The organism is Candidatus Moraniibacteriota bacterium, from assembly GCA_016699385.1.
Classification (GTDB): Bacteria; Patescibacteriota; Minisyncoccia; order Moranbacterales; family UBA1568.
This window is the reverse complement of sequence record CP064974.1, coordinates 562,479-587,405: the sequence shown is the minus strand read 5'-3', so window position 1 is coordinate 587,405 and position 24,927 is coordinate 562,479. Positions and strand designations below refer to the sequence as shown.

24 protein-coding genes are annotated in these 24,927 nt (G+C 47.4%); 23 read left to right on the top strand and 1 reads right to left on the bottom strand.

Annotated features, from left to right (window positions below):
• Positions 1-197 precede the first annotated feature (197 nt).
• The 7 genes from IPJ67_02765 (at position 198) to IPJ67_02735 (ending at position 6,961) form a co-directional block, all read left to right on the top strand.
• Positions 198-632, top strand: coding sequence for an LAGLIDADG family homing endonuclease (locus IPJ67_02765; protein QQR77055.1), 435 nt, complete (start codon positions 198-200; stop codon positions 630-632).
• A gap of 748 nt (positions 633-1,380) precedes the next feature.
• Entirely contained in the window at positions 1,381-2,271 is an 891-nt protein-coding gene (locus IPJ67_02760) for an RNA-directed DNA polymerase (protein ID QQR77054.1), read from the top strand.
• Between the two features lie 132 nt (positions 2,272-2,403).
• A complete protein-coding gene (locus tag IPJ67_02755; protein ID QQR77053.1) occupies positions 2,404-2,871 on the top strand; it encodes a hypothetical protein in 468 nt (155 codons plus the stop codon).
• 260 nt (positions 2,872-3,131) lie between these two features.
• Positions 3,132-3,425, top strand: a complete 294-nt coding sequence (locus tag IPJ67_02750) for a YggT family protein (GenBank protein QQR77052.1) — start codon at positions 3,132-3,134, stop codon at positions 3,423-3,425.
• 128 nt (positions 3,426-3,553) lie between these two features.
• Positions 3,554-5,737 carry a fibronectin type III domain-containing protein gene (locus IPJ67_02745; protein ID QQR77051.1) on the top strand — a complete coding sequence of 728 codons (2,184 nt, stop codon included), beginning with the start codon at positions 3,554-3,556 and terminating at the stop codon, positions 5,735-5,737.
• A 204-nt stretch (positions 5,738-5,941) separates the two neighbouring features.
• On the top strand, positions 5,942-6,592 hold the full coding sequence (locus IPJ67_02740) for a hypothetical protein (GenBank protein QQR77050.1): 651 nt from the start codon (positions 5,942-5,944) through the stop codon (positions 6,590-6,592).
• 9 nt (positions 6,593-6,601) lie between these two features.
• A complete protein-coding gene (locus IPJ67_02735) occupies positions 6,602-6,961 on the top strand; it encodes a hypothetical protein (protein ID QQR77049.1) in 360 nt (119 codons plus the stop codon).
• A 166-nt stretch (positions 6,962-7,127) separates the two neighbouring features.
• Here IPJ67_02735 and IPJ67_02730 read toward each other — a convergent pair whose 3' ends face one another.
• The gene (locus IPJ67_02730; GenBank protein QQR77048.1) at positions 7,128-7,955 is read right to left on the bottom strand and encodes a hypothetical protein; all 828 of its coding nucleotides are present in this window, start codon (positions 7,953-7,955) and stop codon (positions 7,128-7,130) included.
• A 63-nt stretch (positions 7,956-8,018) separates the two neighbouring features.
• Here IPJ67_02730 and IPJ67_02725 point away from each other — a divergent pair, with 63 nt between their 5' ends.
• From IPJ67_02725 to eno, 16 genes are all read left to right on the top strand, one after another.
• Complete coding sequence (locus tag IPJ67_02725; GenBank protein ID QQR77047.1) at positions 8,019-9,074, top strand: 23S rRNA (adenine(2503)-C(2))-methyltransferase RlmN; 1,056 nt, start codon at positions 8,019-8,021, stop codon at positions 9,072-9,074.
• A gap of 3 nt (positions 9,075-9,077) precedes the next feature.
• Entirely contained in the window at positions 9,078-10,217 is a 1,140-nt protein-coding gene (locus IPJ67_02720; GenBank protein QQR77046.1) for a MiaB/RimO family radical SAM methylthiotransferase, read from the top strand.
• Between the two features lie 562 nt (positions 10,218-10,779).
• Complete coding sequence (xth, locus tag IPJ67_02715; protein ID QQR77045.1) at positions 10,780-11,562, top strand: exodeoxyribonuclease III; 783 nt, start codon at positions 10,780-10,782, stop codon at positions 11,560-11,562.
• The gene (locus IPJ67_02710) at positions 11,559-12,149 is read left to right on the top strand and encodes a threonylcarbamoyl-AMP synthase (GenBank protein QQR77044.1); all 591 of its coding nucleotides are present in this window, start codon (positions 11,559-11,561) and stop codon (positions 12,147-12,149) included. Before xth ends, IPJ67_02710 begins: the two co-directional genes overlap by 4 nt.
• A gap of 10 nt (positions 12,150-12,159) precedes the next feature.
• Entirely contained in the window at positions 12,160-13,419 is a 1,260-nt protein-coding gene (locus IPJ67_02705; GenBank protein ID QQR77043.1) for a replication-associated recombination protein A, read from the top strand.
• 108 nt (positions 13,420-13,527) lie between these two features.
• The gene (locus IPJ67_02700; GenBank protein QQR77042.1) at positions 13,528-13,827 is read left to right on the top strand and encodes a hypothetical protein; all 300 of its coding nucleotides are present in this window, start codon (positions 13,528-13,530) and stop codon (positions 13,825-13,827) included.
• A 114-nt stretch (positions 13,828-13,941) separates the two neighbouring features.
• Positions 13,942-15,321: a leucyl aminopeptidase gene (locus IPJ67_02695; GenBank protein QQR77041.1), complete on the top strand. Its 1,380-nt coding sequence runs from the start codon at positions 13,942-13,944 to the stop codon at positions 15,319-15,321.
• A gap of 326 nt (positions 15,322-15,647) precedes the next feature.
• A complete protein-coding gene (gene mraZ, locus IPJ67_02690) occupies positions 15,648-16,082 on the top strand; it encodes a division/cell wall cluster transcriptional repressor MraZ (GenBank protein QQR77040.1) in 435 nt (144 codons plus the stop codon).
• Positions 16,083-16,126: 44 nt separating this feature from the next.
• Positions 16,127-17,083: a 16S rRNA (cytosine(1402)-N(4))-methyltransferase RsmH gene (rsmH, locus tag IPJ67_02685; protein QQR77039.1), complete on the top strand. Its 957-nt coding sequence runs from the start codon at positions 16,127-16,129 to the stop codon at positions 17,081-17,083.
• Between the two features lie 129 nt (positions 17,084-17,212).
• Positions 17,213-17,557 carry a hypothetical protein gene (locus tag IPJ67_02680; protein ID QQR77038.1) on the top strand — a complete coding sequence of 115 codons (345 nt, stop codon included), beginning with the start codon at positions 17,213-17,215 and terminating at the stop codon, positions 17,555-17,557.
• 76 nt (positions 17,558-17,633) lie between these two features.
• Complete coding sequence (locus tag IPJ67_02675; GenBank protein ID QQR77037.1) at positions 17,634-19,388, top strand: penicillin-binding protein 2; 1,755 nt, start codon at positions 17,634-17,636, stop codon at positions 19,386-19,388.
• A 10-nt stretch (positions 19,389-19,398) separates the two neighbouring features.
• A complete protein-coding gene (locus IPJ67_02670; protein ID QQR77036.1) occupies positions 19,399-20,721 on the top strand; it encodes a UDP-N-acetylmuramoyl-tripeptide--D-alanyl-D-alanine ligase in 1,323 nt (440 codons plus the stop codon).
• 100 nt (positions 20,722-20,821) lie between these two features.
• Positions 20,822-21,202, top strand: a complete 381-nt coding sequence (locus IPJ67_02665; protein QQR77035.1) for a KH domain-containing protein — start codon at positions 20,822-20,824, stop codon at positions 21,200-21,202.
• Between the two features lie 172 nt (positions 21,203-21,374).
• Positions 21,375-21,938, top strand: coding sequence for a hypothetical protein (locus IPJ67_02660; protein QQR77034.1), 564 nt, complete (start codon positions 21,375-21,377; stop codon positions 21,936-21,938).
• A gap of 336 nt (positions 21,939-22,274) precedes the next feature.
• Positions 22,275-23,597, top strand: coding sequence for a hypothetical protein (locus IPJ67_02655; GenBank protein ID QQR77033.1), 1,323 nt, complete (start codon positions 22,275-22,277; stop codon positions 23,595-23,597).
• Positions 23,598-23,642: 45 nt separating this feature from the next.
• Positions 23,643-24,926, top strand: a complete 1,284-nt coding sequence (gene eno / locus IPJ67_02650; GenBank protein QQR77032.1) for a phosphopyruvate hydratase — start codon at positions 23,643-23,645, stop codon at positions 24,924-24,926.
• The last annotated feature ends 1 nt before the right edge of the window (position 24,927 follow it).

Here is a 24,927-nt window from a genome sequence, read left to right as displayed (position 1 = left end):
GAGCAGAGGGAAGATACAATACAAAGCGTTTTCAGAATGTCAGGAAGAGAAAGATATATGACCCCGGGAGATCTTACGCTGTTTCAATGTTGTATCACAATAGCATTGAATAATGGAACTTACGCGGCGTAAGAAGTCAGCTGAATCATAGTAACTTCTGGTATCTCTATCAGGACGAAGGGTTCACTCCAATGCATATGGAAAAGATAACACCAGAATATATCGTTGGTCTTGTGGATGGAGAGGGAAGCTTCACAGTATATGTGAAAAATCCCGATTCGGACAAGCGCGTCAAGCGACGGACGAAAGTTGAGCCGAGATTTTTTCTCAAGTTGATCGAGCGAGACAAAGAAGTCCTCGATGAACTGAAAGACTATTTCGGATGTGGCAATGTGTATTTTCAAAAAGATAGACGTGCCAATCATCAGCAATGTTATCGCTATGAAGTGTCCAATAGAGAACATCTGGAACGTGTTATTATTCCATTCTTCAAAAGAAATGCTTTGAGGTTACGCTCAAAGAAAAGTGACTTTGAAACGTTTTGTGTCATCTTCGAAATGATTCGCAAGAATCTCCATTTCACAGATGAAGGATTGCGTAGTATCTACGCACTTAAGCAAACGATGCATTAGAGCTCGTCGTGTGCGGGAAATCCGCAGGCACGATGGGAACATCAATTCGGAGTTTTACGAAGATAATCGCCCGTCACACCAAGAGAGCCGGCAATACCAGAAGGCCCCGTTTTATATCGGGGACGACGGTGGGGTTGGTAATAAGGGTGAAGTCGTAACAAGGCATCCGTAGCGGAAGCTGTGGATGAATCACCTCCTTTCTAGGGAGTAATGGTGAACAAGTTGTTTGTCGCAAGACAGACAATGACACACATATGGTCGTTATTTCTTTGGTTCGCCAAAGAGATACCAAAGCATCTTGAGACGTTGGATTGACCGCAGAGGATTGCAAAAGCAACCTTTCTCCTTTCTATGGGTTGTTTTAAAGATAACCCCTTTTTTCCTTCTTGATGGGTGTATACTTATTTTTAGTCTGAAATCTAAAAATATTCCAGTTTTCTTTTTTTGAGAGAATGTTGGTTGCGGATTTTAAAGATGAAAGAGTATATTTCTCCTCCTGATAGAAGTTTAGGTTTAGTTCCGCGCCGCATTTTACTAGAAAGGAGGTGGCGTATGGCAACACTGAAAACGGAAATAGAAACGTACACAAAAGTTACAAGGAAAAGCAAAGAAAGAAAGTGTCGATTCTCATTTCAGGTGTCTTTGAAAGACATTGTTCAGGAGGTTAGAACTCTTTTTGAGTTTCTGCGGAACTTATTTTCCTACTATCTTAAAACTGTTGCTTGTGCGACAGTTTTCTTTTTAACGCATGTATCCGGAACACAGACAATTTTTGCTTAACTTAGGCTTGGACGAAAAACAAGCAAGTTTTTTCTACTCGAATATTAAACGGTTATATATCGAGATTAAAATTCCAAAGAAAAAAAGCAGTGGAGGGATGAGCGAGAGGATTTTGAATATTCCAAGAAAAGACTTGCGGTTGTTGCAAAAGAAAATTCTTACTTTTCTGAAGAAAAGCATTTCTTTGTTACCGTGCGTTCACGGTGGTGTTGACAGACGTTCAATTGTTACAAATGCCAAGCCCCATGTTGGCAAAGAGTTTGTTTTGAATTATGACATAAAAGACTTTTTCCCCAGTATTCATAACACAAGAGTGCTGAAAGCTTTAAGAAGAAGGCTTAATATCTCGCAGAAGTCTCTGGGTTGGATTGTCAGAATAGCTACATATGAAAATCAGCTTCCGCAAGGGGCGCCTACTAGCCCCTTTCTTTCGAATGTAGTTGCGTTGGATTTGGACACAAAACTGTGGGATCTTTGCAAGGGGATCAATGCTGGGTATACACGTTTCTTCGATGATATAACTATTTCTGGCGGAAGGGAAGTGGAAGGTGCTTACCGAAAAGGGATGGTTGATGGAATTATTCGGCATGAAGGGTTTTTGCTCAACATGGAGAAGAAACATATCGCTCATCGTACAGAAACGCAACATGTTACTGGCTTGGTTGTAAATGATAAAATTGATTTGAGTGACTTCTTCATTGAGAGCGTAAAATGTGAAATCGAGGAAGGCTTGTGTTACTTTGTGCCAGAACACCGTCTTAGCGTACAAGGGAAGGTTAGCTTTGTAAAAAGCATCAATAGGGAGGCTGGTCTGATGTTGGAAAATTTTTACAATGTGACCATGGAGAGATTTCTTTAGCAAATGGACATTTGACTTCCTTCTCCACGAAGGTACTGTGTCAGGGCTTTGGAAGAAATACGGCAAGCTTGACAGGCTCTTTTGGAAAGACCATAAAGAAGAGGATCGCAACGTATATGGAGGTTGGTCATCATGAATGAAAGTTCTTTGACAGCAGGTATGGTATCAGGCGTACTTACCCTTTTTAGTACAGGAGTCGTTCTGGGAGTTATGATTCTTGTTTGCCTCTTATTTTCTTCTAAAGGCAGGGAGGAACCAAGGAGCAAAGATTTCTCTGAATCGTTTGATGACCTCCTTCGCAAATACGACTTGGTGGGTAAAGCGGATTTGAAGAAGGAACTCAACGTGAACAATATGTATCGCTTCACTCTTCTTCGGAAGATTACCCACGAAGCGGAACGCTGTATCCCTCTTCCGGAGGGCTTTATCGAAGAGATGCGAGCATTGGTGTATGAATTCTATGGCGATATGGCGCGGAACTCTACGAAGAAAGAGCTCGTATTTCGAGTAAGAGAACAGGGCATGACAGCCGAAGAGATTCACTGCGATCAGGAGGAATGGGAGTATCGCTGTAAGGTATTTTGGGCGAGCTATGACTGATTCAAAAAGACATGCTCGCGAAAAACGCGCGCATATCTGGGAATTGCCTAAAACGGCCACTTGAATAAGTGGGTGCCAAAACAACAAGGCTGGGGATACTTTTGAGTATTTTCCAGCCTTTTCATTTCTATTCTAGAGACACTTACTTTTTCTCCACGAAGGTGCTCTGACCGGGCTCTGGAAGAAGCGATGTGTCGATACAAGGGAATGCGGTGTTTTGTGGTATATTTGTAGAAAGAATAATTCAAACTTCTGTACCTATGTCTCTCCCGGGTATTGTTAAAAGCTTCCTCATGTTGTTGCTTGGCGCGATAGAATTTTTTCTCGGGATGCATTTTATCCTGCGGCTCTTTGGGGCGAATCCGGAGGCGTCGTTTGTGCGATTTGTTTCTGAGACGAGCGCGCCGCTTCTTGCACCGTTTGCGGATGTGTTTCGGAGCGGGCACGTGGTTGGGTTCGTATTTGATTTTTCGACGCTTCTGGCGCTTTTTGTATACGTATTTATAGGGTACCTCTTGATTGAACTCATGCAGTATCTTGATCGATCACGCTAGCATTATTGTTCGGGGGTTGACAATGATTTTCTGATATCTCTCGATATGGTATACTGACTGTGGATGTCTCCTGTCGAAGAGGCAAATATTTTTAAAACAAGTAGGAATAATAATATTAAAAGTGTCTTATGGATGAAGTTTCCTATGGGCAAGGAGGTGGCGTTTCGCCAGGAAGAGCAGGTGTGCTCTCCCGGTTTTTTCGTTTTCTCTCTGCACCGGAGCATCGCATGACCGTGTTTACGATTGTGTTCCTGGCGGTTGCACTCATTGTGCTTGTGTGGTTTATCGCAGCAAAGACATCGGGGGAAGTGGCGGATTTGCACTTGTCTCCATCATCGACTTCGGCGACCGTAGGGACGCCGTTCAATGTGGATATGAGTGTTGATACGCACAACAATAATGTGGTGGCAGTAAAGGCGGTAGTGGAGTATAACCCGGCAAATTTCTCGCTTCTCAACATAGATACGTCGACCTCCGCGTTTTCTTCGGGGAATACGTGTGTCTACAATAGCAAGCCGTGTGAGATTGTCGTGCAGGATGCGGCAAATGGCAAGGCAATTATTACACTTGCAAAGCCAACGCCAGGGGTGAATACGGCATCAGGAAAGATTGCGACGCTTCAATTCCGTGCATTGCAGCCAATTGTTCCTTCTTCGGCAAACATCACCATTCAGTATGTTGCCTATGGGAATTATACCGATTCGGACGTCATTTTTGATGATAAGCTTGGAACAGATATTTTGAATAGTGTGACGAATACCACTGTGACAGCATCTCTCGAAGTTCCTGCAGGACTTGCCGCGCCGATGAAGACTGCGACAACTGTTGGTCTCACCTGGACGGCGGCCTCGGCGAATTCAACGATTGTGAGTTATAAAATCTATCGAAATGGCACGCAAGTTGGAACGAGCGCGACGCCATCGTATACAGATACCGGACTCGCTCCTCTTACCGCCTATGCTTATCGCGTGAGTGGCGTGAATGGGAGTGGGGTTGAGTCGGCTCAATCGAGCCAGGTTTCAGCGACGACACTGGCTGATACAACGGCACCCTCTGTTCCTACGGATCTCTCAGCGATAGCAAACGGCATGGATAAAGTGGATCTTGCTTGGACGGCATCGACAGATGATGTTGCTGTGACGGAGTATCAGGTCTACCGTTGTACTGGAGCGAGCTGTTCGAATTATACCCAAATAGGGACGCCAAGCGGGACGACCTATGGCGATACGGGATTGACTGCTGAGACGACGTATCGGTATCGCATTGTGGCGGTTGATGCGGCAGGAAATGCTTCGGCACAAGGGACACAGGTGTCGGCAACGACCGGGCAAGACACAGTGGCGCCGACCACGCCAACGGGAGTTTCCGCAACAGCAGTATCTATTTCCCAGATTAATCTTTCTTGGACCGCTTCGACTGACAATATTGCGGTGACAGGATACAAGGTCTACCGTTGTACCGGATCGGGTTGTTCGAACTATACCCAAATAGGAACGCCAAGCGGGACCACCTACAATGATACAGGTTTGACTACGAGTACAACCTATCGATACCGAGTGACGGCGCTTGATGCACGAGAAAATGAATCGTCTCAATCATCAGCTGTTTCGTCGGCGACCAATTCCGACACATCTGCCCCCTCTGTCCCAACGGGACTCTCTGGCACAGCGACGTCTATGACGACTGTCGATCTCTCATGGACTGCTTCGACTGACAATGTTGGTGTAGCTGGCTATCGAGTGTTCCGTGACGGAGTACAGGTTGGGACGACCTCTGCGGTGTCCTACTCTGATACGGGTCTGACGAAATCAACCGCGTATTCTTACAGTGTGCTTGCCTATGATGCCGCAGGGAATCCATCGGCACAGACAGCTCCTGTCTCAGTGACGACGCTCAGTGATACGAGTGCACCTTCTGTTCCAACTGGACTCTCTGGTACAGCTGTTTCCATGACGGCTATTGATCTCTCCTGGACTGCTTCGACTGACAATATCGCAGTGACGGGCTATAAGGTCTTCCGTAATGGAACACAGATTGCGGATGTGACGACAGGTACGACGTATTCCGACACGGGTCTCACGCAGAATACAAGCTACTCATACACGGTGCTTGCCTATGATGCCGATGGCAATTCATCAGCGCAGACGAGTGGTGTATCTGTGAAGACGCTTGCCAAAACGTATTCTCTCTCGGACTTCACTGCCCTGGTGTCTGTCTGGCTCCAGAGTGTGACGAATAATCCGTCGGATGTGAATAGTGACGGTGTTGTGAATACGAGGGATATCGGTATCATGATGAGTAGTTGGCAGTAGCCTCTACTTCTTCGGAAAGCCGAAATCGCAAACCCTCCTTGGAGATTCAAGGAGGGTTTTGCTTTGAGTCTATCTCAAAATCTGTTCTGTTTTCGGAAAGTGTACTGAGGACTGGTTTATCATTTATGCTTCATAGAGGCGTTATTTGACCGGATTCTTTTTGAGAGTATACTTGTATATGTATAATAAGTAAACACAAAGTGTATGAATATTCTCACGCCGAAGCAGAAAATAGTTTTGCAAGCGATTCGACAGTTTTTCTCCGAAAGAGGGAAGATGCCAACCGTGCGCGAGCTTCAAGAAGAGTCGGGTCGCCAGGGACTTCGTCTCAAAAGTTTGCGAAGTTTTTTCGTCTATCTCAATGAACTTGAGGATAAGGGATATATCGAGCGGACGCATGAGGATCGCGGTATAAAGCTCAAGGAACTCACCGGAAATATGTTTGTAAATATTCCCATACTCGGAACAGCGAATGCAGGAATGGCACTTTCCTTTGCGGATGAATATGTCGAAGGGTATCTCAAGGTGTCACGCAAGATTGTGAAGAGTAGCAAAAATGTTTTTGCGGTACAGATATCGGGGACAAGTATGAACAAAGCACAAATAGAAGGGAAGACAATTGAAGATGGTGACTTTGTCTTGGTCAACGGCGATACAAAGGAATACAAGACGGGGGATAGGGTGCTCGTCGTGATTGACGGATTGGCGACAGTCAAAACATTTCGGACAGTTGATGGAAAGAATATTGTTCTTCTCCCCGAATCGACCGATTCACAACACAAGGCGATATTTCTCACTGAAGATGACAATTTTGTCTTGAATGGGAAGGTAATTGACGTACTCAAATTGAATTGATACGCGTTATTGAATATACAGAACGCATGTTTTCATCATGAAACATGGTATACTGTTTTCATGACGCGCATTACTATTTCCTTCGAATTGGGGCAGAGGATTTCGAGTACACTTTCGATAGTACTTATTCTTCTCTTGAGTGTGTTGGTTGCGCTCCTTACCTTGCGTACCGCACAGAACATTATTGATATGGCGCAATATTCACCAGCGTTTCATATCGAAAATCGCGTAAATAGCGCTCCGGACCAGCTTGATACTCAGTCGTCACTAACTGGCAGTTGTGCGAAGGATATGAAAGTGTGTTCAGACGGCTCGATAGTGAAGCGTGTTGCTCCTTACTGCGATTTCGCACCTTGTCTGAAGAAGTGAGAAACTCTGCATCGGAGGGGAATTTTGATAGCGGTAATTTCTTCGCATTGTTCTCGCTGCGCAATTAGGAAGCTCTTTTTCACATCCATCAAGAGGAAGGGGCTATGAAGTTAAATAAAGAAAAAGAGACCATCTTGATAGATAGTCTCTCTGATGATTTTTCCCTTCAATTAATGAAGAGAGATGCGGCGCCGCCTATCTCTCTTGGTTTTTCTAGATAGCCGAGAGGTGTCAGGCATAGTGCCTCCTGGAAAAAATCGAAACAGGGAATACCGCCACTGCCTGCGGGGCTTCCTGGACAACTAAACCAATGGTCTTGGTTGCATCCTTCCCAAAGCTTCCTTGGCCCTCCTTGCACTATGCAGAGGAGTGCTGATGCATGAGAAACACTCATTGGGATTTGATTGGTTGGAAATCGATTGCCTTCTTGATGAAGCAACCAGAACTGTACAGACGTCACAATGAGGTTTGACTTTCCTTGATAATCGAAAGGACGCTCGAAGTCTTTGATGTTTCCTTCCTCTTTCTTGAGGGTATCTGGATGGAAAAAATCGCAGTCATCATGGAGGGGCATTCCACTTTCTCTGCAAAGCTTAGCGAGCACCTCCTTGATGCGTAGGATGGCGTAGATTTGCGCTCCACCCTCAGCTAGAAAGCTCATTCTTGGAAAACATACCTGAATTGTTTTCTCAGGGATAGGACGTTCCAAGGTGTGTTTATCGACATCTCCGATCCCTGGAAACAGCTCATTCCAAGTGAGAACTTGTTTCTCTATACTTGGAAAAATTCTCTGTTTAAGTAGAAGGGAATCGCTGTTATTCATGGTATGTACTCCCTTTTTTCTTGAGAAAACTTCTTGAGAAAATTTTGAACGAACAGGGAAGGATACTGGAGATTCTAAGATATATTTTGACAGTGAACTATACAAAGAATCATAACCAGCACTTTCCTTACCTTGCGGGGGCATTATGGTACTAATTTGTGTTTTTGTCAATAATTTCTGTCGGAATCTTGGTTTATTTTGACGAAAAGAAAGAATAGGTTAGTATGAGAAACTATGGAACTGAAAACTCGAGAAAGTCTCTTTCAGCAACTTTTCCCTCACGAGCCGTCTTTTCGGTATCGTCAAATTGTTTGCGCGCTGTTTAATCCTATTCTCACAGGGTGGGAGAGTGTGACGACGCTTTCGAAAAGTATGCGGGATGAGCTCTCTGCGCAGATTCCTTGGATGTCGGTTCGAGCGGTTGCAGTTATGGAGAGTCGGCGTGGGGATACGAAGAAGGCCGTGCTTGAGTGCATAGATGGCGCGCGAGTCGAGACGGTCTTGATGCGGAATGCGCGCGGACACTGGAGTGTGTGCGTGTCGTCGCAGGTGGGGTGTGCGATGGGGTGCACGTTTTGTGCGACGGGGAGTATGGGCTTGATGCGCAATCTCACGACGGATGAAATCATTGATCAGTTTCGTTTCTGGCTATATATTCTCGAGGAAGAAGTGTCTTCGGAAGCGGAGTCAAAACTGATTTCGAATGTAGTCTTCATGGGAATGGGAGAACCTCTGGCGAATTATGATTCGGTGCGCGAGGCGGTACGCATATTACTTGCTTCTACCTCTCTCGGAACAACGAGGATTACGGTATCGACGGTGGGACTTCTGCCGGCGATGCGGCGACTCCTTGCGGATCCTTTGTGGTTACCGGTTCGCCTTGCTGTGTCGCTTCACAGTGCTGATTCGTCGACGCGGAAGCGTCTTATGCCCTCGTCATTTGATTCGTTTCTCGATGACTTGGCTCAGTGGACGAGTGACTATTTCGCACAACATGATGAGCGACGACGACACCTTACCTTTGAATACATTCTCCTCCGTGGTGTGAATGATGGCGTGGAAGATGCAAAGAAACTTATCGACTTTTCTCGTCGAGTTGGCAAGGTCAAAATAAATCTCATCCCGTACAATCAAACAGCAAGTGATCATCGTGAGAGTGAAGAAAGTCGAGTCTCGGACTTTCTTGTGCAACTCAAACAATCGGGTGTCGTGGCAACGGTGCGAAAGGCGATGGGGGATGATATTGCCGCCGCTTGCGGACAGCTCGTGGTGGAGGGGAATAAACAATAAACTATGCCTCGATATTTTCTCAAAACTTTTGGATGTCAGCAAAATGTTGCGGACAGTGAGCGGATTGCGTCGTTCTATGAATCACGCGGACTTGAAGCCGCAGAGTCCGAAGAAGACGCCGATACAATTGTAATCAATACCTGCGTTGTTCGTGAGAGGGCGGCGGAGAAAGTGTTTGGACTGATCCGAAATCTCGCGCATCTCAAAGAAAAGAATCCAAATCTTGCCTTTGTGATTACCGGGTGCCTTATTGGGGCGGCGAGTCGCGAGCCGTCGGGAAAGATGATGCAATCGCTTCGAGCGCGATTGCCGGATGTGGAGTTCTTGCCATTAGAAGAGGTTGGTTTTGAATATTCTCCGAAGCGTGCAATGGGACGACTTGCATCAATTCCTATTTCAAACGGATGTAATAATTTTTGCACGTTTTGCATTGTTCCGTTTTCGCGCGGGCGGGAACGATCCCGAACATTTGGAGACATTGTGGATGAAGTGCGGGCGGCAGTCGCATGCGGGCGAGATGAAATCTTGCTTCTCGGACAAAATGTCAATTCCTATGGCGCGGATCTTTTGATGGACGCGCTGGGTGGGAGGGCAGAATCGTTTCGATTGCCAAATGGCGATGAGGTGAAACCGACTATGGTGAAGCATTTGAATCGTCATCGGATTCCAACGCTCTTCCCGCAATTGCTTGAGGAGGTTGCGATGGTTCCGGGCGTTACGAATGTGTCATTTGTCTCCTCGAATCCGTGGGACTTTTCGGATGATCTCATCGCAGTGATTGCGAGGAATGAAAATATCGATCGACTGCTTCATCTGCCGGTGCAGTCGGGGAGTGATGATGTTTTGAAGCGGATGAATCGCTGGTATTCCCGAGAAGAATACCTGGGATTGATTGATCGGATTCGCAAGTGTATTCCAGGGGCGCGTTTTACGACGGATATTATCGTGGGATTCCCAGGAGAAACGCGCGAAGACTTCGAGGCAACACTTGATCTTGCGAAGCGAGCTCGATTTGAGAAAAGTTATACCGCTCGGTACTCTCCACGCCCGGGGACGGCGGCGTCAAAATTTCTGGACGATGTCCCGTACGAAGAAAAGAAACGTCGTTGGAAAGAGCTTGATTCTCTTGTTAATAAGAAGTGACACACTTGTGTTGACTGATTCTATTTTTTATGGTAAAAGAGAGATAGTCCTCGAGGGAATAATTACCTCGATTTATCAATGAAAGTGGAGGGATTGACTATGATGTCCTTGTCGTTTAAGATTGCCCTTTCAAGGGTTAAAGAATCGAAGGGAATAACGGGCTCCCTTGCGGACGATGAAGTTTCGCAAGTGGAGGTACGGAGCTATCTCTTTTCCGATATCGCTTGCGCGATTGGCGCTCTCGGAGTTTTGTTTCTCCTTATTTTTTTCATCGGGTTTTTGGTGAATTTCTCTTTCGAGAATCCGAGAATTTCCTTGTTCTTTCTCGGAGTAGTCGGTTTTTTCTCACTACTCCGGTGGGTGAAAGGTGGGATTGACCGTTTACCATCTTGGGACTAACAGAAGTTAATAAGATGTCTCAAACCCCTCTTTCACATGTTAACGCCCAAGTTCATGTATAAAAATATTTGAACCGGGGCGTTTTTTCTTTTCTTTTTGGCATGGTAGGATAGGGGCGAAGTTGACCATTACCTTTCATTTTTCACTTCTCACTTCAGAACATATGAAGCAAACTATCTCTCTTGTTTCATGGAATGTAAACGGGATTCGGGCGGCGGAACGGAAGGGATTTGTCGAATGGATAGAGAAGGGTGAATACGATATTGTCTTAGTGCAGGAGACGAAGGTTTCGCATCCGGATCAGTTGTCTGAGAAGCTTCGTACGCCACGTGGATACGAATCGTTTTGGCATGTGGCGTCTGAGAAGAAAGGTTATAGCGGTGTCGCGGTGTATTCGAAGGAGGCGCCTATTGAGGTGAAGACGGATTTTGGAAAGACGCTCCTTTCGAAGGAAGGTCGCATTATCGAAGTCGAGTATCCGTCCTTTACGCTTCTCAATATCTATTTCCCCAATGGCGGATCGGGCGAGGAGCGACTGCGATATAAGTTGGAATTTTATCGGGAATTTTTGCAGCATGTGCTTGAACTGCGTGACTTGGGGAAAAATGTTATTTTCTGTGGCGATGTGAATACGGCGCACACTGAATACGACCTCGCTCGTCCTAAGGAAAATGCTGGTGTATCTGGATTCTTGCCAGTTGAGCGCGAGTGGATTGATCAGCTTGTCGAACGTGGTTTCATTGATACATTTCGGATGTTTCATGAAGGGAATGGATACTATACGTGGTGGGATATGAAGACGCGTGCGCGCGATCGAAATGTCGGCTGGCGCTTGGATTATTTCTTTGTCGACGAGAAATTGCAGAAGCGAGTTGTGAATGCAAATATTCTCTCTGATGTCCTTGGGTCCGATCATTGTCCGGTGATGTTGGAACTTCGCGTATGATGAATGCTTCATTTTCGGAGGCTGCGCATTTGATTGCGCGTGGCGATATCGGTATTCTTCCGACTGATACGCTGTATGGATTTGTTGCATCAGCTCGATCTCCTCATGCTGTCGAGCGGCTTTATCGTGCGCGTGGACGAGATAAACGAAAACCTTGCATTGTTCTTATTGAGCAACTTGTTGATGTTGAGTACTTTGATGTTTCTTTTTCTCCTCAGGTTGAATTGATGCTGCAGAATTTCTGGCCGGGAGCAGTGAGTGTTATTTTTCCAGATATCTCTGAGCGATTCTCGTATCTTCACCGAGGAACAGAAACGCTTGCGTTTCGTGTTCCAGATTCCGTCGAGTTGCGGAATTTTCTTCGTGAGTCCGGACCGGTTGTCGCGCCGTCGGCAAATCCGGAGGGTTTGAAGCCGGCAAAAACAATTGATGAAGCGCGGCGGTATTTTGAAAGGTCGGCAGATTTTTTCGTTGATGGCGGGATACTCTCTGGAGAGCCTTCGACGCTTGTGCGGATTGAAGGCGAAAAATGCAGATTGCTTCGGCAGGGAGCGAGGAAAATTCCGTCATCAGTTGTGAGTTTGTAGGCATGAGGATATGGTTTCAAAAAACATGAGCGAGTCTCTGAAATCTCACGATACATCTATACCGCTCGCAGATCGGATGCGGCCGCGGGTGCTTGCGGATATTGTTGGGCAAGAGGCGGTGCTTGGCGAGGGGACATTGCTCCGCTCGGCAATCGGGCGACGAGCACTCCCTTCACTTATCTTGTGGGGTCCGCCCGGTTCAGGTAAGACGACGCTTGCTCTTCTCTTGGCGAGAGAATTTGATGCGGAGTTTGTGCAACTTTCTGCAGTGGGGAGTGGTGTCAAGGAATTGCGTGCGGTGTTCTTGTCTGCAGAGGAGCGAAAGCGTTCGGGAGGCAAAACGATTCTCTTTGTCGATGAAGTGCATCGATGGAACAAGAGTCAACAGGATGCGCTCTTGCCGCATGTGGAGCGCGGGACGATTACGCTCATTGGCGCGACGACGGAGAATCCGAGCTTCGAAGTGAATGCCGCACTTCTCTCGAGAGTGCAGGTGGTGGTGCTTGCGGCACTGGGTATGGAACACATCGTGGATGTTTTGCGTCGCGCGCTTGGCGATGTGGAATGTGGACTTGGCGCGCGCCAAGTAATGATTGGAGATGATGCTCTCCAGACGATTGCGAATGTTTCGGGTGGTGATGCGCGAGCGGCGCTCAATTTGTTGGAGGCTGCCGCATCATCGTCGGGAGCAGTTGATACAGCGCGGATTCGTGCGATTGCGAGTCGTCCGCACTTTGCCTATGACAAGGATGGCGAGGAGCACTATCATATCATTTCCGCACTGCACAAATCGATGCGTGGCAATGATGCGAATGCGAGTTTGTACTGGCTTGCGCGAATGCTCGAAGCGGGTGAGGATCCGCTCTATGTTGCTCGGCGACTCGTGCGCTTCGCGTCTGAAGACGTCGGTATCGCCAATTCTCAGGCGCTTCCGCAGGCGGTTGCGGCATTTGAAGCGTGTCGGATGATCGGTATGCCGGAGTGTGCCGTGAATCTCGCGCAAACAGTCGTCTATCTTGCGCTTTCCAAGAAAAGCAATGCACTCTATGTGGGATATGAGAAGGCGCGCGATGATGCACAGAATTTTCCTCGTGAGCCAGTGCCACTTCATTTGCGCAATGCGCCGACGAAACTCATGAAAGATTTGGCATATGGAAAGGATTACAAGTATACGCCTGACTTCAACACTCCCGAAGACGCCGAGCAGGAATATTTCCCAGAACGACTTCGTGGGAAGTGCTATATCCGCATCAATGGCAAAAAGTATTGACATTTTCCTCATTTTGAGGGAGAATTCATATTGAGGAGAATAGAAAGAAGGGAGTTCTTTACCACGTTTTTTTTAACCTTAATCCAATTAATGGGCGGAGGGACTCAAATGCAGCCGGTTGCTATAAGAATTAAAATTGACAAAGTAAATATTCTTTTGTCCTCAGTTCCAAAGAAAGATGGGCAGTTCCTTGTTGCCTATGAGCAGCACTCTACTGAGTATGATCGAGATGGAGTGAGTCGGTTTTTGGGCGGTATTGCTCGCCCATGTGTTTGGCTAAGGATGTTTCGTCGAGCTCTCGAAGAGAGTGGTTTACCAGAGTGGCAGAAGAACCTATTTCGAGAAATAATTGCCTCTGTTACATCTTCTCCGGCACCTCAGCCGAAAGAAATGAGAACAAGAAAATGACCTAAAAGGTCGCGAATGTAAAAAGCTCTGAGTAATCCTCGGGGCTTTTAAAATTGCTTTCTTTTTGGTACTGTGAATATTCACGGTTTTCTTTTTGGTACTAACGATATTTTTATGAAGTATTCATTTCCGAAACAGGAGAGTTTGGTGGATGGTGTCGTGCGCATCTGTGTGGTGTCTGCCAAAGAAGATGATGTGGTGCAGAGTGGAGAGGGGCGAGTGGATATTCTCCTGGGTGTCGCGGAGCCGGAAAAAATGACCCGGCGGAAGCTTGTGCTCTTGGTGCGGAAGGGAGTGATGCTTGCAAAGGCAAGGCATGCAAAGCGGGTTGTGTTTTCTGCAGCGGACTTTTACTTTCTTCACCTTGATATTTCCGACCGTGACTTGGGAGAGCTGATCGCGACGAATATGGAGATGGCGAATTTTCAGTTTACGGAATTTCTCACTGAGCCGGAAGAGGGCTTTGCATTTGTAGAGCAGGTGTCGATTGTCGGTGCGTCGAAATCATTTCAAGAGAGCATTGTTCGCGGCACAATAATTGGGGAAGAGGTGAATGCTTGCCGGCGACTTGCTAATCTCCCTGGTGGTGATGTGACTCCGCAGACGCTCGCTGATGAGGCGCGTCGTGTGGCAAAGGGAAAAGGCATTGTGGTAAAGATTTTGGAAGAGAAGGATATGGTGCGACTCAAAATGGGTGGTGTACTTGGCGTTGGGAAAGGATCGGATGTGCCGGCGAAGTTTATCATCATGGAGTATCGCGGTGGCAAAAAAACTGAAGCGCCTATAGTACTTGTCGGGAAGGGAGTCACATTTGATACGGGTGGTATCAATCTCAAGCCGTCGGAATCTATATTGGGGATGAATATGGATATGTCCGGTGGCGCGGCAGTTATCCACTCGCTGGCACTTGCGGCGCGTCTGGGTATTCGGAAGAACATCGTCGCATTGGTTCCGGCAGTTGAGAATATGCCGTCGGGATCGAGTTATCGACCGGGAGATATTCTTCGTTCGATGAGTGGCAAGACTATCGAAGTGTTGAATACCGATGCTGAGGGGCGCATTATTCTTGCTGATGCGCTTCATTATGCAAAGCGATATAAGCCATCCTTGGTTATCGATGTGGCAACATTGACTGGCGCGGCGCTTGTTGCCTTGGGTGAACGCGCATCGGCGGTTTTTACGCGCGATCAGGAGCTTGAAATGAAACTCCGGGAATTTGGCGAGACATCCGGAGACTATGTGTGGCCGATGCCTCTGTGGGAAGAATACGACGAGGAGATAAGGGGGACATTTGGTGACGTGGCGAATCTTGGGCGGACGAAGTGGGGTGGAGCGATTACGGCGGCAGCATTTCTTGCGCAGTTTGCGACCGGTTATCGCTGGGCGCATATCGACATGGCGCCTCGCATGACGGCAATTGAAGGAGAATTCCTTGCCAAAGGTGCGGCGGGCGCGCCTGTGCGACTTCTTCTTAAAATTGTGGAAGAGATGTGAGAATTTGTTGAGAAACACTGTTTTTCAGGAAAAACAGTGCGAGAAGCATATCTTTTCCTCTCCTTCTTTGGTGGGTTCTGAGGGGAAGAAAATGGAATTCAGAAGAAGACCCATTTTTATAAAAAGAGCGGGACGATGCGGAATCGTCTCGTTTTTTTATGGGTTTGGTTGAGTACTGACGAATTATTTTCTTGCCGTGGAGTGAAAAATGAGTGGAAGTGGCGGTTTTCTTCTGTGGGGAGCTTGACACTCTGGAGGTGAGTGGAATAGAATGAGGGCAAAGTGTAGTGAAGTGGGGAAGAGTGGGAAGTTTTGAAAAAACGAGCATGTTCATCGGCGAATATACCCACAGTATTGATGCGAAGAAACGACTCTCTCTTCCTTCGAAGGTGCGGAGCGAACTTGGGGGGCGGATTGTCGTGACGCGCGGACTTGATCAGTGTCTCTTTGTCTATCCGGTCAAAACGTGGGAAACGCTTGCTGAGAAGTTGGGTTCGATGCCAATTGGGGAAGCGGGGACGCGAAGCTTTGTGCGACTCATGCTCGCGGGAGCGGTCGATACGGAAGTGGATAGCCAGGGGCGCATACTGATACCAGACTATCTCAGGGAATATGCAGGACTCTCAAAAGACGTGATCGTCGCCGGACTCTGGAATCGACTCGAGGTATGGGATGAATCGAAATGGAAACACTACAAAACGGAGGCAGAAAGTAATTCGGAGCGTATCGCAGAAGAATTGGGGAAGATGGGAGCGTACTAGAGAATTTCAAAATATCATTTTCCGTTGAATCCCTGATTTCTGTTATGTCTGAAACGATTCATATTCCAGTGATGCCGAAGGAAGTGCTTGAGGGGTTGAAGGTGCATGAAGGAGATACGGTTGTGGACGCCACTCTGGGGGGAGGCGGGCACGCCCTCCTCGTTCTGGAGAAGATTCTTCCGAACGGCACGCTCTTTGCTTGTGATCAAGATGGAGAGGCAATTGAGCGATTTCGTTCTCGTCTTGATCGAGATGCGGAATATACCGATTTGATGCGAAATGGTCGGATCGAGTTCATTTATAGGAAGTTCTCGGATATCGGGGAGGCGCTCCGAGAGCGAGGTGTCTCTCAAGTATCGGCGGTGTTTGCCGATCTCGGGCTTTCATCGGATCAGCTAGAAGATGCTCAGCGCGGATTCTCCCTTCTTCGGGAAGGACCACTCGATATGCGATTTGATCGCGATGGTGGTGAGACGGCTGGCGATATCGTGAATAGCTGGGATGACCGGGAGTTGTCTCGAATATTTCGTGAATACGGCGATGTTCGGGATGCGGAGAGAGTAGTGCGCGCGATTGTTCGACGCCGTAGAGAGGGACGGTTTGAGACGACGATAGAGCTTGCGGAGTTTGTGAAAAATATTTCTCGGGATCGGCACGCGTCGATTCATCCGGCAACAAAAGTGTTTCAGGCACTTCGCATGGCAGTGAATCGAGAGCAAGAATCACTCGAAACGTTTCTGAAAGATGCTATTGGTCTTTTGAAAAAAGGTGGCAGGATAGCGGTGCTTTCGTTCCACTCCGGCGAGGAGCGGACGGTGAAGCGGATATTCGCGGAAGACGCCAGGGGATGTGTCTGTCCGAAGGAATTTCCGGTCTGCCGGTGCGGAAGGAAGGCGCGGCTTCGCCTTGTTACGAGGCGAGCGATTGTGCCTCATAACGAAGAATGTCTTCGGAATCCGCGCGCACGAAGTGCAAAATTGCGCGTTGCGGAAAGAATCTGACCGTATACGAAATGGTGGTGCGCGTTTAAAGTCCCGGCTTCTTTGAAGAATGTGGAATGACTCGGATTTCAGAATTTTCTCGGAGTTTTCTGAGGGAAGAATTGTCAAAAATACAAAAACAACAGAATCATGTCTCATCACTCTCAAATTCGTGTGTCGCGTAAGATAGCTATGGAGGAAAAATTTCCTCGAAAGCGTTTTCGTGTCCTTGGCATACTCTCGATGGTGAGTCTTTTCCTTACCATGGTAGGATACCTCTCTATGGTGAATCGAAATGCGGTGGCGGGTTATTCCATGCGAGTCGCTGAGAAGCGTATGGCAGAGCTCTCTACCGAAGCACAAAAGTTGCGTATTCGAGAGGCGGAACTTCGGTCACTCTACGGACTCGAGAATGCAAGTAGTCAACTTGGCATGCGTCCGATTGAAGACGCGGTGTCGCTCGATGTTCCTGGTCCGGTTGCGTATGGGAGATAGAAGCCAGCGTATTCTCCATGATTCTTTGAACGTGCGCACGTTTGTTTGAAATGCTGAATTTGGAAACTGTGTTTTCATGCCGAAATCTTCTCGAAAACGTCTATCGACAGCTCCCCCTCGGAAGCACTGGAGGATTTCCGCTCTTGTGCTTTTTGTTTTCGGGCTCTCTTTGGTGCTTGTGGCTCGACTGGCAACACTTCAGGTGATTCAGCATGATGCCTATGTTTCTCGTGCGGAAGCGCAGCAAAGTGTTTCTCGTGCGCTTCCGGCAGAGCGTGGAGAAATATTTTTGAGTGACCATGGTGAGCTGTATCCAATTGCGGTTAATCGGCAATACCTACTTGCCTATGTGGTTCCCGGGGAAGTGCAAGACGCTGCTCGGGCAGTGCGCGACCTTTCGGAAGCGCTGGATCTCGATACTTCAATGCTTGAAGAGAAACTTGCAAAGACACATGATCCTTTTGAGATACTTAAGCATCGACTTTCGGATGAGGAAGTGGATCGGGTACGAGCATTGCATATTGGAGGCGTCTTTCTTCTTCCGGAAATATTTCGGTACTATCCGGGGTTTGATCTCGCCTCGCAGACAGTGGGATTTGTTGGCATGCAAGGCGATCAATATGAGGGGCGATATGGGGTGGAAGCGTCATTCGAGGATGCTTTGAGGGGGGAAGCTGGCTTTGTGTCGAATAAACAAGATGCAAGTGGACGTTGGATTTCCCTAAGCGGGAAAGCGTTTTCGTCTCCCGAAAGTGGAGTGAGTCTTATTTTGACAATTGAACGCGTTGTCCAGTATGAGGTTGAAAAGATTCTCAAAGATGCTATTACAAACTTTCAAGCGGATAGCGGAACAATCGTCGTGATGGATCCGAAGACAGGGAGTATCTTGGGGCTTGCGTCATTTCCTGATTTCAATCCAAATGAATATGCAAAGACGGAGGATGCGGAGACATTTCTCAATCCGGCGGTGAGTCTCGCGTATGAGCCCGGGTCAGTTATGAAGCCAATCACAATGGCTATTGGTATCGAAGATGGGAAGGTGAATGCGCACACGGAATATGTCGATACGGGATTTGTAAAAGAGGGGGGATATGTGATAAAAAATGCGGAGAGCAAAGTATATGGTCGGTCTACCATGATGCAGGTGCTCGATGAGTCTATAAATACCGGCGTTATCTTTGTTGAGCGTCTGGTGGGAAATGAGCGTTTCCGTGAGTATTTCACGCGTTTTGGTTTTGGGGAAAAGACCGGTATCATGCTCCCTGCGGAAACAGCTGGCAATATTCGCAATCTGGAAAATGTGAATCGATCGACGGAATATTTCACTGCGTCGTTTGGTCAGGGTGTGACTGTGACACCGATGCAACTGACGAATGCCTATGCTGCGCTTGCCAATGGCGGTATTCTTATGAAGCCACGCATCATAGATCGTAAACTCTTTTCTGATGGTCGCGTAGAAGAGGTTCCTCCGGAGGAAATTCGGTCAGTGGTAAGTAAGGATACTGCTCGTGAGATAGGAATGATGCTTCGCGATGTGGTGGTGAATGGTCATGGGAAGCGCGCGGATGTTCCGGGCTATCTCGTCGTTGGGAAGACCGGAACGGCGCAGGTTGCGAAATCGGATGCCAAAGGATATGCAGACGGGATGAACATTGGATCTTTTGCGGGCTACGCTCCGCTCAATGATCCGAAGTTTGTCGTTTTGGTGAAGATTGATAATCCAAAAAATGTCGAGTGGGCGGAATCGAGTGCGGCACCGACATTTCAAAAGGTGATGAAGTTTCTCCTTGAATCTTCCAATATCGAGCCAACAGAATCTCTTGGGAAGTAACATATTTCTTATGAAATCATTTCTTCTTCGTTGTGTGGAATCAATGCTGCGTATCATGGCGATTGTCGTCTTGAAACGACATCGACCGATTGTTCTTGGCATTACTGGATCGGTTGGGAAGAGTTCGACAAAGGAAGCAATTGCGACGGTGCTCTCTGCGCGTTTTCGTGTGCGGCAGAGTCCGGGGAATTTCAACAATGAAATTGGTATTCCGCTTACTATTATCGGGTCTCTTGATACGAAACGGTCACGATTCCGTCTTGTTGTTGCGCCATTTCGATTTTTTTTGACACTCTGTCTTCCTCATAGTCGATATCCTGAGATATTGATTCTTGAGCTTGGCATTGATCGCATCGGAGATATGGAATATCTCTTGGAATTTCTGTCGCCTGTTGTCGGTGTACTCACAACTATTTCGACGAGTCATCTCGAATTTTTCAAATCGCTCTCAGTTGTATCTCGAGAAAAGGGGAAATTAATCCTCTCTCTTCCGAAGAATGGTCTCGCTGTTTTAAATGCTGATGAGCCATGCGTGATGAAATTTCGAGACAAGACAAAGGCGGCAGTACTCTCTTATGGATTTGACGAGGCAGCTGATGTTCGCGGAACGCACGTCGCGTTCTTTCGGGATACCGCAGCGCTTCCGATTGGGTCGAGTTTTAAGTTGGAATATGATGGGAAGAGTATACCGGTCCGTCTCCCGAACATTATTGCAGAGCATCATATTTCGGCAGCGCTTGCGGCAGCGGCAGTTGGGATATTTTTCAAGATGAATCCGCTTGAAGTGGCGGAAACGCTTCGGAAATTCCAGTCACTTCCGGGGAGGATGAGATTGTTTGAAGGTGTGCATCGCACACTGCTTATAGACGATACCTACAATTCGTCACCCAAGTCGCTCTTGGCAGCACTGAAAACGATTGAGACATTAGAATGTTCTCGGCGAGTTGTTGTGCTTGGCGATATGCTTGAACTTGGCGCCGATTCTGATCGAGCACATCGGGGTGTCGCAGAGTGGATTTGCAAACACGGTATTCACGAGGTATTTCTCCTTGGCACCGGTATGCTTCTTGCAAAGGAAGAGCTCGAGCGTATGGAGTTTCCTTCGAATCATCTCCATTGGTTTTCTGATCCTGAGTCACTTGGAGATCAACTCGTCGCATCTCTTCGAGAAGGAGATGTAGTGCTTCTCAAAGGCTCGCAAGGTATGCGGCTTGAGAAGACGGTTGAGATGGTATTGCTTGAACCTTCTTCTGCGCGTACGCTTTTGTGTCGTCAGTCAAATGAATGGAGAAATACACCTTTTCTTCCCCCATCATCATCTTTGCTTGCTTGACTTGGTTCTTGTTTGCTGATGCGGGGTGCGGTATAATGAGTGTGAAAGCGGGCATGTGGGTAAAAGCTCGCGCATAAGCCGTAATCCTTTATGAACGTGTATGACTGAGAATGCAAAAGATCGGGAGTTTGTTGAATATGTCGTAAAGATGTTGGTGGATCATCCGGATGATGTGAAAGTAGAGCGGAAGATTGATGAGATGGGCGTGCTCATTACGCTTGATGTGAATCCGGAAGATATGGGTATGGTTATCGGTCGGGAAGGTGTAACAGCGAAAGCCCTTCGAACGCTCCTGCGCGTTATCGGTGCGCGAAACAATGCTCGTGTGAATCTCAAAATTAATGAGCCGGTCGGTTCAACCCGTGGCAATCGCGAAAGTATACCCTCTTCTCGTAATTCCCACGAAGAACGGCATGAAGAAGTTGCTGAACAATCCGAGAAGCGGAGTCTCGATGACGTTATGAATGATATCCGGATATAGAGAGGGGAGAATTTTCTTACAGTAAAGCTGCTCTAAATTTTTTAGGGCAGTTTTTATTTACTCTGTATCGAAAATTTCCCCCACAAGAAGTTTCCATGCTATACTTCTCACAGTATCTTCTTTCATTTGTTTCCTTTCGAAACAAATGCATAATCAGTAAAACAAAAACGTCATGCCATTTCAGTCTTCCTCAGGATCAAACAAAGTTTTGTTTTGGTCTCTTGTTGCACTTGCTATCGCCATGATACTCGCGGTTGCTTTTGCTCTCCGCGGGTTTAATCGAGAAATGGATAAGGATAGTTCTCTTTCAAACTCTCCGAATATGTCCAAAGACGATGTGAAAGATGTTCCTCCCTCTGAAGTCATGACCGAAGAAGTCCTCATGGGATGGAAGCGAGATGAACAAAATCATATCTCTGTCACCGGAGAGGTACTAGGTGTTCGTGCTGTACCCGAGCAAAAAGATGTGAAAGGCATGGAGCTTGATCTCAAAGTGAGTCCAATCATTGATTCTCTGCTCTATCCGGCCCCCGACAAACTCTATCGCTTCTTTCTTTCCGAACGAGATACGAAAGAAGGATTCTCCGAATCCTTCAAAGTAGGGGATACCGTGACAGTGACGTCACAGGCGAACCCAACGGAAGACGCGTATGTTATTGGGGAGAAGGTGGGGAAAGAGCTGGGCGTGATGAGTGCAGAAAAGACTGGTGAGGGAATGATGAAATCGGGGCAGTAGGCAATTTCTTTATTTTCAAGAGAAAAACATATAAAAACTGAAATTATGAAGAGCGTTTTACTTACAATGAAAAAATTGCACATATCACGGAGTGTTTTCATGTTTCTTTTTCTTGCTGGTTCGTTTTTTCTTATCGGACAAAGGGCACATGCTGCTAGCACATGGGTTGTAAACAATTTACTGACTCAATCTTGTGGAGTTGAGAGTCCGTCAGGTTCTGGAAATTGGTCGCCAACAAGCAGTGTAAGTTGTCCGAGTGCCGGTTCGAGCTGTTCTACGGTTGGTGAGCAACGAGCTTGTGGGAGCTGTGATTGTGCCTATAGTATTCCGCGGTGCATGCTGAGTAAAACTGCGCAATGTGAAAATAGTGGCAGCAGTGGAGGTGGTTCCCTCTGTAGTTCAGCGGCAAAAAACTATGCGTATACAGATACAGCATATTCTCCCAGTAATCTTTGTGTATCAGGTTCATCTCCCACTGTAGGAAATGGAGCGGTTCCATTTCCTGCGCCAGGGAAGACAGTCACGTGGTCATGTTTCAATAGCTCATCTCCAACAGTGACATGCTCCGCAAGTCGAGATGCTGCCCCTGCTATCACCTGTGGCACGGCAAATGGGAAAACATATCCAACCTCAGGACCTCCTTCGGCTGACCGTTGTGTCAACACAACGCAGACGAATTTCGCCTTCCGTTACTCTGGTTCCTATTGGAATGGATGGACATGGAATTGTGGCACAGCTTCTTGCAGTGCGAATCTTTCCCCTGGTATTTGTGGAACTGCTAACGGAACAACACGCGCAACAGCTCCATCGACTGTAGCGGAACGCTGTAGTGCCGGTGTCTCGAGTGCTGTTTCCGGTTCGGGCCCCTGGAGCTGGAGTTGTACCGGAACAGCCTGCAGTGCAAGTAAGACAGTGTCATGTACGCCAAGTTGTTCTCTAAATCCGGCGTCATATTGCACGACGCATTACCTCGGCAGTGATGGATGTGGAGGTTCGTGTGGGTATGGGACGATGGTTTGTCCAACTCCTCGCCTCAAGGTTTGTCCTGCTGCGGTTACTCTGAATCCGACACAAACACAACAGCTCGAAGCGCGATACTGGGCAAATCTTGCGAGTATCCCATCGTGTTCGACAACAGGGTATTCAATGGTCACTCCGAGTGCAGCGTGGTCATCTTCAGTTCCGTCCGTTGCAACAGTAGGGAACATATCCGGAACGAAGGGTGTGGTGACGGCAGGAAGTCCTGCTTCGACATCACTGGCGAATATTCAAGCGTTGTACATCGGTTTGCCAAGTTTTAGCGCGGTGACGGTGAATGTGTCTGGAAGTCCTTCCCCAACGTTTTCTTGTCAATCAAATACTTCGATTACTCTGACAAATGCAGTATCATGCTCGGGAGATATGAGCGGTCTTACTTCTGATGTTCAAAATACTTTGGTAGACTCTTGTAGTTCACCACTTGGTTCTGAACCGAAATGCGAATATACGTGTAAGTCAGGATATACCCGAAGTGGTACAACATGTATTCCTATTGCTTCGTGCGTGTGCGATAGCGGAGAAAATTCGACACAGTGCAGGGGTACTTATAAGAATAGTTGTGGACGTTTGTGTGAGGGTTCAAAACAATGTGATGGACATTTTATCGAGGTGGCACCCTAGAAATCTGATTTTTCACCGAAAGGCTGATTTTTAATGCTATTCTGTATGACGAAAATTACTGATATTCATGGGCGAGAGATTCTGGATTCGCGAGGAAATCCGACGGTTGAGGTGAAAGTGACGCTTGAAAATGGTATGTCAGCAATTGCCGGTGTGCCGAGTGGAGCGTCGACTGGGTCACTCGAGGCGATTGAGTTGCGAGATAATGATGCCAAGCGCTATGGTGGGAAGGGTGTGCTCAATGCCGTTGCGAATGTAAATGGTGAACTTCGAGAGAAAGTGGTCGGTATGGATGTGCTTAATCAGACAGGTATCGACTCTGCGATATGTGCACTTGATGGAACGGAGAATAAAGCGCGGTTGGGTGCGAATGCTCTCCTCGGCATTTCGCTTGCAGTGGCGCGCGCGGCGTCGATGAGCGAGGGCGTTTCACTTCATCGGTATATTCGCACGCTTTTCGTGAAAGGTAGAGGTGATATATTGGTACCTGACGATGCTTTTCCTATTCCGATGTTCAATGTTTTGAATGGTGGGGATCATAGCGATTCTGGCTTGTCAGTGCAGGAGTTTAAACTTTTTCCAAAAGGAATCGAAGGCTATGCTGAGCGGCTTCGAGCGGGGAGTGAGATTTTTCACTCACTGAAGGGTATTCTTTCGAAGGCAGGATATTCGACAAGTGTCGGGGATGAAGGCGGATTTGCGCCGCGTCTCGAAAGTCATGCTCAGGCATTTGAGATGTTGATTCAGGCAATCGAAAAAGCGGGCTATACACCAGGGAAAGATGTTTTCTTTGGCATCGATGCGGCGGCGAATTCTTTTTATGTTCCATCGGAAAATGTGTATGCGCTCGAGCCCGAACATGCTCGCTTGACACGTGACCAATTGCTCAATGTCTATATGGAGTGGGTTGAGAAATACTTTCTTGTTTCAATTGAAGATGCACTTCATGAGGGAGATTGGGAGGGGTGGACAATTCATGAAGAACGATTTGGAAAAGGGAAGAGTATTATGACAATCGGCGATGATTTACTCGTGACCAATCCGAAGCGTGTCGAGATTGCTATCGAGAAGAAGGCGTGCAATGCCGTTCTCATTAAGCCGAACCAAATTGGCACGCTCTCGGAGACGCTCGATACGATGCATCTTGCCAAGAAAAACAACTTGAAGACGGTGGTATCGCACCGCTCTGGTGAAACAACAGACGACTTCATCGCCGACCTCGCAGTAGGCGCTGGCGCCGATTGTATCAAGACGGGGTCACTTTCCCGTGGCGAACGCTTGGTGAAATACAATCGTTTGCTCGCCATTGCGGAAGAATTAGGGAAATAAA